Raw genomic sequence first — 10,165 nt, forward strand, 5'->3', positions numbered from 1 at the left:
CGGTTCGCCCGCGCGCTCGGAGTACCGGTGCTTCTTGCGGCATGTCGCGTTCCCTTCGAGATGTTCAGAGCTGGCCGAGGGCCAGGCCTCGGGAGAAGAAGCGTTGGGCGGCGAGGAACAGCACGACTGTAGGCAGCGATACCAGGAGTCCACCGGCAAGGACGGTCGGCAGCGCGGCCCCGCCGTACGTGCTCTGCAGGCCGGTGAGGGCCGGCATGATCGGCCGGACCGAGTCGGACTGACTCAGTGTCAGTCCGAGCAGCAGGTCGTTCCAGACGAAGGTCGCCTGCAGGATGAAGATCGCCGCCAGCGCGCTGCCCGCCATCGGCAGATAGATGCTGCGGAAGATCCGGAACAGGCTCCCGCCGTCGACGACCGCCGCCTCGAACACACTCCGGGCGATCCCGGTGAAGAAGTTGCGCATCACGAACGCCGAGAACGGCACACTGATCGCGGTGTAGACGATGATCATCCCGGTCCGGGTGTCGTACAGCCCCGAGTCGGCGTACCCGGTGAACAACGGCATCAGCACCATCTGCAAGGGAAAGATCGTCCCGCCGAAGATGAACACGAACCAGGCGAACCCATGCTTGAGCCGCAGCGCCACGATCGCATAGCCGGCCGCCGCTCCGATCAGTACGGCGAGCACCGGTGCGACGACGCTGTAGAGAGTGGTGGCGACCAGAGTGCTGCCCAATGCGGCCTTGTCCCACGCGTCGGCGAAGTTCCCGAACAACGAGAAGGCGCCGGTCGGCTTCCAGACCGCAGCAGCGTCGTACTGGTCGACCGGCTTGGCAGCGTTGACGATCAGCAGGTAGACGGGCGCCAGCCAGATCAGCCCCAGTACTACGAGCGCGGCCGTGCGGACCGGACCGGAAGACCCGCGAATCGCGCTCATCGGCTCGTACTGTCTGCGAGCTGGTAGCGCAGGTACAACACCGACGCCGCGAACGTGACCAGGCTGAGGAACAGCGCGATCGCCGCGCCCTGGCCGTAGTCGTTGAGCACGAAGGTCTCCTTGTACATGGACAGCGCGAGGGTCTCCGACGAAGTTCCCGGACCGCCCTGGGTCATCACCCACACCACGTCGAAGGTCTTCAGGCTGCCGACGATGGACAGCCCGACCACGACCGTGGTGATCGGCCGGAGCTGCGGCCAGAGCTGGTGCAGGAACAGCTTCCAGCCCTCGGCACCGTCGAGCCGTGCGGCCTCCAGCGGTTCGGCCGGGATCGACTGCAGCCCGATCACGAACAGCAGTGCATTGACGCCGCCCGCCTGCCATGTGGTGGCGACGACCATCATCAACGTGTTCGTCGGTCCGTCCTGCAGCCAGCCAGTGTGCGCTCCGGGCAGGCCGAAGAAGCCCAGTGCCTGACCGAGTGCGCCGTCGGGCTGCAGCACGAAGCCCCAGATCACGCCCACCGCCACACCGGAGATCGCGTACGGCAGGAGGAACGGCAGCCGCAGCCAGGTCCCCCACCGATGGCCATAGGTCAGTACTGCGATCAGCAGGCCGAGCGCCACCGGCAACGTCACCATCCCGATCACCCACAACAGCGTGTTCGTCAGCGCCCCCACCAGGTCCGGGTCACTGAACATCGCCTTGTAGTTGGTCAGCCCCGACCAGACCGGCGTACCGAGGCCGTTGTAATCGGTGAAACTGATGTACGTGGTCCAGAGGAACGGCAGGTACAGCAGGAGCGCGACCACAGCCGCGGCCGGAAGTCCGAACAGCGGGGCGGCCCGTCCACCAGTCCGGGCCGACCTCTGCGTGCTCCGACTCACTTCTGCTTGGCCCAGTAGGCGTCCGCCTCGGCCTGGATCTTCTGAAGACCGGGCATCGGATCACCCGGCTTGGTGACGAACGCGCCGAACACATCCAGCGCCTTGTTCGCGATCGGGACCGGTGTGGCCTCGAACCAGCGGTTGATCAGCCGGTAGCCGTCGCCGCCGACATCCTTGTTCAGCGCGGCCAGGGCGGGATCCTTCACCTCGGCCTTCGGGTTGAACGACAGGTCGCCACGGGCGTTGGCCCAGGCGGTCTGTGCCTGCGGGCTGACCCACCACTCGGTCCACTTGTCCACCGTGGAGCTGTGCGAGCCCGCGGCCGCCGAGCAGACCGGGCCGGTCTCGAAGACCATCGAGGTCTTCGGCAGGTTCGGGTCGACGTTGGGGATGATGAAGAAGTCGTAGTCGGTGCCGGGCTTCATCTTCAGCGTGTTCAGGTTGCCGCTGAACCAGGTGCCGAAGTTGATCATCGCCACGTCGCCGTTCTTCAGCTGAGCCTGGGGCTCGGTCTTGGCGCCCGGGTCGCTGAAGTAGCCGGCCTCGATCATCTTCTTCCAGTCGTTCATCACTTCGACCACACCGGGATCGGTGTACTTCGCCTTGCCCTGCGCGAGCTCGTCGTACAGGTCCGGGTACTTGCCGGCGAGCAGGGTCTCGAACCAGACGAAGCTGAACAGGATGTTGGTCTGGTAGAACGGCTTGACCCCGGCCGCCTTCAGCTTGTCGGCGGCGGCGATCAGCTCGGGCCAGGTCTTCGGCGGGGTGACACCGGCCTTCGCGAAGACCGCCTTGTTGTAGTACATCACCCAGTAGCCGGCCAGCAGCGGGACGCAGTACTGCTTGTCCCCGAAGGTGAAGTACTGCTTCAGCGCCTCCGGAATATTGCCGTCGGCAACTGCCTTGGTCCACTGCTCGGTGGTGTCCGCGACCAGGCCCTGGTCGACCAGGTCCTCCAGCTCCTTGCCGGTGTGCCAGGTGAACAGGTCCGGCTTCTCCTTGGTCCGGAACGACGACCGGATGAACGCGGTGTAGGCGTTGGAGTCGGAGTAGCCGACCGGTTCCATTCCGACGCCCGCGTCCTTCTTGGCCGCGGCGCCGACCTGGACGAACGCTTCCTTCCAGCCACCCTTGTCGTTGTAGAACTTCAGCGAGTCGGTGGGCTTGTCCTCGCCCTTGGCCGCTGGGCCGGATCCACCGTCCCCACCACAGGCGGACAGCAGCAGCGCACCGGCCATCGCGAGTGCGGTGACCGCTTGCGCGGTACGACGGGTGGACGACGAGCTCCGGGCCATGGTGCGTCCTCTCGGGTCAGGTGCGTTCGTTGATGACGGCGAGAACGCCGCCCAGGTGTTCGCGGGTGAGCCGTTCGGCCAGCGCGGCGTCGGCGGCACGGACTGCTTCGAGGATCGCGCGATGCTCGTCGAGATCCGTTTGGCGATCGCCGTGGATGCGGAGGATCTCGAGTTGTTCGCGGACGTTGACGACGGTGACGGATTCGACCACCTCGGCCAGCGTCGCGTTGCCCGACGCCTGCGCGAGGGCCCGGTGGAAGTCCATGTTGACCTCGGCGAGCCGGGCGTGGTCGCCCGAGGCGATCAGCTCCTCGGCCTTGGCGAGGTCGCTGTCCATCCGTTCCAGCGCGGCATCCGTCCGCGCTTGGGCGGCCAGGGCCGCGACCGGCGGTTCGATCAACGCTCGCGCCTGCAGTAGTTCGACCAGGCGGTCCGCGGACGGGGTCGGAGCCAGCGGGTTGGCGAGGACCAGCCTGCCGATGTGGGCCCCCACGTACACGCCCGATCCGTGCCGTAGCTCGACCGCGCCGGTGGCCTCCAGCCGTCGCAACGCCTCCCGGAGGGTCGGCACCGCGACCTTGAACCGCTCGGCCAACGACCGCACCGACTCCAACTGGTCGCCCGCGGCCAGCTTCCGGTCGGCGATCAGGGCGAGCAGCGACGCGGCCAGATCGTCGAGCAGACTGCGCCGTACGACGCCACCGGACACGCTCATCGGTTCGCTCCTGGGGTGAGGGTGATCCCGAGGAACCTGGGCCGGTAGATGCTCACATCGGCGTACAGGTCGGTGTTCGGGTCGAGGCTGTTGACGTTGTAGCTGACCAGCAGCGTGCTGCCGCTGCGCTGGTCAGGGTGGTCGTGCGAGTTGTAGGTGATGATGTCGCCATCGCCGTAGCTGCCTTCGGCGCCGGTCTCGGGGGTCTGGTAGAGCTCGACCGGATTCACCCACGGCCCGACCGGTGAGCAGGAGAAGTAGCCGAGCACCCTCTTGCTGAACAGCTCGTTGGTGTCGTGCGTGACCAGCAGATAGCCGTCACCCCAACGGGTCACGCTGTGCTCGTTGGCCACACCTTCGAGCACTCGTGCGGACGCGGTCTCGTCCGCCGACCAGCCGGCGCCGGTCCAGTACTGCCAACGGCCTTTGAGGTCATCGCCGCGGACGCGAGCAACATGCTGGTACTTCGCGGCGCCGAGGTCCTCGACTCCGTAGATGTAGGTGTAGCCGCCTTCGGAGAGTTGCCAGGCCGACCACTGAACGTTCGCGGCGGACGGAAGTGGGACCAGTTCCTTCAGCTTCAACGTCCTGCTGTCGAACCTGGCGAGGTGATTGCTGACCCACTGCCAGTCCCACTGCCCGGGACCGGTCCGCTCGAACTGCACCGCGAGGATGTCGAGGTTCCGGCCGGCCTTGCTGGTGCCGGCTGCTCCGAACCAGTACCAGCCGTTCGCCGGCGGCGGGACCAGCGCTGTCGGGTTGGTCCGCGTGCCGCCGGTGACTGTCTTCAGAGAGTGACCGCGCTGGACCACGAACGAGTTGTTGATGAACGGCGTCGTGGTGGGCCGGGATCCGTCGGGATTGACCGGACCGAGGAACGTATCGGAGAAGACCCAGACCGTCCGGCCGCCGGATAGCTTCACCGAGTAGGTGCTGTCGCCGCCGGTCCAGCCCTTGCCCTTGTCGCTGTAGGTGTTCAGTAGTGATTCTGGGGCCGCGTGCGGCTTGGCCTCGACGGACCAGTTTGTCCGCACCGCGCTGCACTCCTGCTGGTCGACGGGAGCAGGTTGCGCTGCGGAGAGCCCGGGCGTGGCGGTCGCAGTACAGACCGCAACGGCGGCGCCGAGCAGCCAGCCACGGCGTGATCTGTTCGCCACCTGATGCCTCCAGTGCTCGCCTCACGATTGAAAAATGATTAGATCACTTGGTCATTATCGTGTCCAGACCCTGGTTGTCCCCTGGTCCGGCGTGGCCGACGTGCCGTCGAGGTCCCCGGGGGTGGCAGGATCGATGACATGACGAACTTGATCATCAAGCTGCTCGCCAATGCGGTCGCGCTGGCGGTCGCCAGCTGGATCGTCGGCGGGATCACGCTGGAAGGCTCCACCACCGGTCGCCGGGTGCTGACCCTGCTGATCGTCGCGGCGATCTTCGGAGTGGTGAACGCGGTGGTGAAACCGGTGGTCAAGCTGCTGTCGCTGCCGTTCATCATCCTGACGCTGGGCTTGCTGCTCTTCGTCATCAACGCCCTGATGCTGCTGCTCACCTCGTGGATCACCGGCAAGCTGGACGTCCAGTTCCACGTCAACGGGTTCGGGGCGGCCCTGCTCGGCGCCCTGGTGATCACCGTGGTCGGCATGCTGCTGAACGCCGTACTGCCGGACCGCGCCGAGATCAACTGAAGGCGTTCCGGTGAGGCACGTCGAGGTCGTCTGCACGGGCAACATCTGCCGGTCCCCGATCGGCGAGGTGGTGCTGCGAGCGAAGCTGGCCGCGGCGGGTGTCGACGACGTCGTGGTGACGAGCTCGGGGACGGGCGGCTGGCACGTCGGCGACCCGATGGACTCCCGCGCGGCCGCGGCACTGGCCCGGCGTGGGTACGACGGGAGCGCGCACCGGGCACAGGAGTTCAGCAGTAACTGGTTCGGCGAGAGGGATCTCGTGCTGGCGATGGACTCAGGGCATCTGTCCGCGCTGTCGCGCCGCGGCGGCCGCGACCTCGCAGTACCGGTCGAGCTCTTCGCCGAGCTCGACGTGCCGGACCCGTACTACGGTGACGAGTCCGGCTTCGACGAGGTCCTCACCCAAATCGAGAAAGCCGCCGACACCTGGGTGGATCGCCTCTCCCACTAAGTGCTTACGTCCGAAGAACCTTGCGCTATAGGCCAAGGTTCTTCGGACGTTGTGGTCAGGGCTGGCCGATTTCCGTCAGCAAGGTGGTGAACCAGTCGACGGTGGGGTCGAATTCCTTGCCGCCGGCGATCCGGGGGAACTCGATCGCGCGGAGTTCGTCGCCGCGTTCCTCGTCGTGGCCGACCACGCCGCTCTCGCCGCGCAGGGCCGCGTCCACGGCGTAGTCCGTGCACTCCTTGATCAGCTCGAGGTCGCGCTGGTTCGCGGCGGCCGAACGGCTGAAGTAGCCGCTCTTCTGCACCATCGTCTTCTCCGCGCCGATCCGCTCCGCGAACTGCTTGGCGAACCACGCGCCCGGGTTGATCGTGTCCAGCTTGACGTGACCGAACGGGTCCCGCGGGACGTCCTCGCCGCGAGCCTCCAGTTCAGCCACGATCGACGGGACGCCGGCGCCCTCGGACAGGAAGATGGTGACGCAGTCGTTCTCGTCCATCACCGCCTTCAGCCGCTCCGCCTCGGCGTCCAGGTTGATCGTTGCCTCGGGCACGTAAACCGCGTGCACGTCCCAACTGGCGGCGTCCAGACCGATGCCCGGGTTCCACTCCTGCTGCTGGAGCCACGCGCGGTACGCCTGGGCCGTTGCCGCGGTCAACCAACCACAGTTGCGGCCCATCACCTCGTGGACCACCAGCATCCGCGGGTTCGAGCTGTGCTCGGCGATGATGTTGCGGGCGAACAGTGCGCCCTGCTCGGCCGCGGTCCACGCACCCAGGCTCTGCCGGATCGGGATCACGTCGTTGTCGATCGTCTTCGGCAGGCCGACCACGGTCAGGTCGTAGTCGTGCTCGTGCAGGTACGCCGCCAGGTCGGCCGCGGTGGTGTTCGTGTCATCGCCGCCGATGGTGTGCAGTACGTCGACACCGTCCGCGACGAGGCGTTCCGCTGCCACCTGCAGAGCGTTCTGGCCGTCGGCGATCAGACCGCGCTTCACCAGGTCGGCGGTGTTGGTCAGCTTCACCCGGCTGTTCCCGATCGGGCTGCCGCCGAACTTGTGCAGCAGGTGCGCCTTGGCCCGGACATCGGGGGTGACGTCGAGGTGACGGCCGCTGAGCAGTCCGTGGTATCCGTTCAGATAGGCGATGATCTCCACGTCCGGCGCCACCTCGGTGTAGCGCTCGATCAGCCCCCCGACAGCAGAGGACAGGCAGGGCGCGAGGCCACCGGCGGTGAGCAGGGCAACTCTGCGGACAGACTTGTCGGCAGCCATGGGTCAGGGTCCTTCCGAAGGTCGCTGAAGTCGCCCCCAGCGTAGTGATGCAGACCACCCCCGGCGGTGGTAGGGGTTCAGCTGCCGACCGAAGTATTTCCGGAGCTGACCAAGGTCTCGGTTTGCCGGCGAACAGGCGACGCGCGAGTGGTCAGCTGGAACAGTGCTGGCATGAGCTTGCAGATCAGGGGAATCTCCTATGTTCCGGGCGACAACGAGACGGTTGTGCGCCGCGATCTGCGAGCCATCGCGGAAGAGCTGCACTGCACGACAGCGATGCTGATCGGGACGGACACCCCGAACCAGATCGCGGCAGCGGAGTGCGCCCTGGAGCTCGGGCTGGATGTCTACATCCGGCCGTACCTGGAGGATCGACCGCACTCGGAAGTGCTGGCCCACCTCGAGACCACAGCGATCGCGGCCGAGGAACTCCGCGTGCGCTACCCGGACCGGGTCACGTTGCTGCTGGGCAGCGAGTTCTCCCTCACCTCGCCGGGCATGCTTCCAGGGCCGCGGATCTTCCTCCGCGTCCAGGTGCTGGTCCGCTGGCGGCGTTTCTTCGACCGCCGGATCACCCGGAAGCTCAAGGTGCTGCTCAGTGCCGCGCTGGCGACGGCACGCCGGTCGTTCCACGGCCCGATCACCTACGCCGCGGGCTACTGGGAACAGGTCGACTGGTCCGGCTTCGATCTCGTCGGGGTCAACCTGTACCGGTTCGGGAACGATCCGGGCGGCTACGAGGAACGGCTGAGCAGACTGGTCCAGGAGTCCGGCAAGCCGGTCGTCATCACCGAGTTCGGCTGCGGCGCCTTCGCCGGCGCGGACCGGCGGGGACCCGGGTCCTTCCTGATCGTGAACTGGTTCGCGACGCCGCCGCGGATCAAGGAGGGCTACGTCCGCGACGAGGGCACCCAGGCGGCGTACCTGGCAGACCTGATCACCCTGTACGCCGAGCACGACGTGCACGGGTGTTTCGTCTACACCTTCTCGATGACCGACTTCCCCCATCAAACGGACCCTCAGCTGGATCTCGACATGGCCGGCTTCGGCGTGGTCCGGATCTCCGCCGAAGACCCGACGTACTGGGAACCGAAGAAGGCCTTCCGTGAGGTGGCGAGCCTCTACGCCCGCTGAGACCCCAGCGCGACCGAGCGTGGTGGGACGGGGGTGGAGACGATGAAGGAACTGGTGGTCTGGCCGTGGACCAGGAACTTGTCGAGGACATCTTCGAGGCCGGCGATCGCACTGACCTGGACCCGCATCAGGAAGCAGTCCTCGCCGGAGATCCGGTGGCACTCGACCACCTCCGGGGTCCGCTCGGCCAGGTCGATGATCCGCGGGATCTGCCCCGGCCCCGGCCGCAGCCTGACCCACGCGGCGACCGGGAGCCCGACGGCGGCGGGGTCGACCTCCAGCCGGTAACCACGGATCACCCCCGACTCCTCCAACCGGGCGACCCGCTCGCGGACCGTCGGTGCCGACACCCCGAGCCGCCGGGCCAGCTCGGTCGTCCGCAACCGGGGATCCGCCGACAGCTCAGTCAGCAGCCGGACATTCAGCTCGTCCAGTAGCGACTTCTCGATCCGGAGGTCATCAGCAGCTTCTGCTTCCATTCCGGAAACCATCACGGTCCTTCGCTAGTCGATTCGCCATGGGAACCCGGCGCCTTCTTTCCTAGGGTAGGTGGAGTGAAGACCACCCTGGAAGCCCCTTCGGCCAACCTGCCGGCAACCGCCGCCGCTGGTGTCACCGTGCTGCTGTGGGCCTCGTCGTTCGTGGCGATCCGCCACCTCGGCGGCGAACTCTCCGCCGGCCCGCTCTCCCTCGCCCGGCTCCTGGTCGGCAGCGTGCTCCTCGGCGCCTACCTCCTGACCCGACCCGCCGAGCCGGCCAAACAGAAGTGGCCGGTCAAGCGGGACTGGCCGCCGCTGCTCGCCTGCGGACTGCTCTGGTTCGGCGTCTACAACCTCGCCCTCAACGAGGCCGAGCGCCGCCTCGATGCGGGCACCGCGGCCATGCTCGTCCATATCGCGCCGCTCCTGATCGCCTTGCTCGCGGGCCTGATGCTCGGCGAGGGATTCCCCCGCCAACTGGTCATCGGCAGCCTCGTCGCCTTCGGTGGCGTCCTCCTGATCGGTACGTCGACCTCGACCGGCCGGGCGGAAACCTGGGGCGTGGTCCTGTGTGTCGCAGCGGCCGTCTCCTATGCAGTCGGCGTGGTCTCACAGAAGCCGTTGCTCGCGCGTCTTCCGGCTGCCCAGGTCACCTGGATCGCCTGCGTGATCGGCACAGTCGTCTGCCTGCCGTTCGCGCCGGCATTGGTCGACGAACTCGGGTCGGCCAGCGCGTCGACGATCTGGTGGGTGATCTACCTCGGCGCCTTCCCGACGGCACTCGGCTTCACCACCTGGGCGTTCGCGTTGTCCCGGACGAGCGCCGGGCGGATGGGCGCGACGACGTACCTGGTGCCGGTCGTGGCCGTAGGTCTCGCCTGGTTGTTCCTCGACGAAACCCCTGCCCTGGTTGCCATTTTGGGCGGTTCGCTCTGCCTCGTGGGGGTTGCGATCTCCCGGCGCAAGCGGAGTACGGTCGAGCGGGCGCCGCGCCGTACCGAAGTAGAGGCGGCCCGATGAGGTTCGGCGTTTTCGTGCCGCAGGGTTGGCGGATGGACCTGGTCGAGCTCGAGGATCCGGTCGAGCAGTGGGAGGCGATGACGGCTGTTGCGCGTGCGGCCGATGCGGGGCCGTGGGACTCGATCTGGCTGTTCGACCACTTCCACACCGTTCCATCACCAGTTCGCGAGACGGTGTTCGAGGCCTGGACGACGACCGCCGCATTGGCTCGCGACACCAGCCGGGTGAAGCTCGGTCAGATGGTCGGCTGCAACGGTTATCGCAACCCCGCGCTCTACGCGAAGATGGCGGCCACGGTCGACGTCGCCAGCCACGGCCGCCTGTACGCCGGGATCGG

General features: G+C 67.1%; 12 protein-coding genes. 5 read left to right on the forward strand and 7 right to left on the reverse strand.

Annotation, left to right across the window (positions count from 1 at the left end):
- Positions 1 to 64: 64 nt before the first annotated feature.
- From VFG33_RS37140 to VFG33_RS37160, 5 genes are read right to left on the reverse strand one after another with little or no spacing between them, the layout of a single operon-like run.
- Positions 65 to 898, reverse strand: coding sequence for a carbohydrate ABC transporter permease (locus tag VFG33_RS37140; RefSeq protein WP_325057714.1), 834 nt, complete (start codon positions 896 to 898; stop codon positions 65 to 67).
- Positions 895 to 1,785 (reverse strand): carbohydrate ABC transporter permease, encoded by an 891-nt coding sequence (locus tag VFG33_RS37145; RefSeq protein ID WP_325057715.1) that lies wholly within the window; start codon positions 1,783 to 1,785, stop codon positions 895 to 897. Before VFG33_RS37145 ends, VFG33_RS37140 begins: the two co-directional genes overlap by 4 nt.
- Positions 1,782 to 3,080, reverse strand: coding sequence for an ABC transporter substrate-binding protein (locus VFG33_RS37150; RefSeq protein ID WP_325057716.1), 1,299 nt, complete (start codon positions 3,078 to 3,080; stop codon positions 1,782 to 1,784). The genes VFG33_RS37145 and VFG33_RS37150 overlap by 4 nt, the downstream gene beginning before the upstream one ends.
- Positions 3,081 to 3,096: 16 nt before the next feature.
- Positions 3,097 to 3,795 (reverse strand): FadR/GntR family transcriptional regulator, encoded by a 699-nt coding sequence (locus VFG33_RS37155; RefSeq protein WP_325057717.1) that lies wholly within the window; start codon positions 3,793 to 3,795, stop codon positions 3,097 to 3,099.
- Positions 3,792 to 4,952 (reverse strand): DUF5005 domain-containing protein, encoded by a 1,161-nt coding sequence (locus tag VFG33_RS37160; protein WP_325057718.1) that lies wholly within the window; start codon positions 4,950 to 4,952, stop codon positions 3,792 to 3,794. The genes VFG33_RS37155 and VFG33_RS37160 overlap by 4 nt, the downstream gene beginning before the upstream one ends.
- A 138-nt stretch (positions 4,953 to 5,090) precedes the next feature.
- On the opposite strand from VFG33_RS37160, the gene VFG33_RS37165 reads away from it, so the two are divergent.
- A complete protein-coding gene (locus tag VFG33_RS37165; RefSeq protein WP_325057719.1) occupies positions 5,091 to 5,477 on the forward strand; it encodes a phage holin family protein in 387 nt (128 codons plus the stop codon).
- Positions 5,478 to 5,487: 10 nt separating this feature from the next.
- On the forward strand, positions 5,488 to 5,928 hold the full coding sequence (locus tag VFG33_RS37170; protein ID WP_325057720.1) for a low molecular weight protein-tyrosine-phosphatase: 441 nt from the start codon (positions 5,488 to 5,490) through the stop codon (positions 5,926 to 5,928).
- A 55-nt stretch (positions 5,929 to 5,983) separates the two neighbouring features.
- On the opposite strand, the gene VFG33_RS37175 is transcribed toward VFG33_RS37170, so the two are convergent.
- Positions 5,984 to 7,195: a pyrophosphate--fructose-6-phosphate 1-phosphotransferase gene (locus VFG33_RS37175; RefSeq protein WP_325057721.1), complete on the reverse strand. Its 1,212-nt coding sequence runs from the start codon at positions 7,193 to 7,195 to the stop codon at positions 5,984 to 5,986.
- 171 nt (positions 7,196 to 7,366) lie between these two features.
- Here VFG33_RS37175 and VFG33_RS37180 point away from each other — a divergent pair, with 171 nt between their 5' ends.
- Positions 7,367 to 8,329 carry a glycoside hydrolase family 113 protein gene (locus tag VFG33_RS37180; RefSeq protein ID WP_325057722.1) on the forward strand — a complete coding sequence of 321 codons (963 nt, stop codon included), beginning with the start codon at positions 7,367 to 7,369 and terminating at the stop codon, positions 8,327 to 8,329.
- Here VFG33_RS37180 and VFG33_RS37185 read toward each other — a convergent pair.
- On the reverse strand, positions 8,317 to 8,808 hold the full coding sequence (locus VFG33_RS37185; RefSeq protein ID WP_325057723.1) for an Lrp/AsnC family transcriptional regulator: 492 nt from the start codon (positions 8,806 to 8,808) through the stop codon (positions 8,317 to 8,319). The two genes, VFG33_RS37180 and VFG33_RS37185, sit on opposite strands and share 13 nt — an antisense overlap.
- A 75-nt stretch (positions 8,809 to 8,883) precedes the next feature.
- Here VFG33_RS37185 and VFG33_RS37190 point away from each other — a divergent pair, with 75 nt between their 5' ends.
- Positions 8,884 to 9,828: a DMT family transporter gene (locus tag VFG33_RS37190; RefSeq protein ID WP_325057724.1), complete on the forward strand. Its 945-nt coding sequence runs from the start codon at positions 8,884 to 8,886 to the stop codon at positions 9,826 to 9,828.
- Positions 9,825 to 10,165, forward strand: a 341-nt coding sequence (locus VFG33_RS37195) for an LLM class flavin-dependent oxidoreductase (protein WP_325057725.1), incomplete at its 3' end; no start/stop codon positions are given. The genes VFG33_RS37190 and VFG33_RS37195, both read left to right, overlap by 4 nt.

The organism is Kribbella sp. (assembly GCF_035687465.1).
Taxonomy (GTDB): Bacteria; Actinomycetota; Actinomycetes; order Propionibacteriales; family Kribbellaceae; genus Kribbella.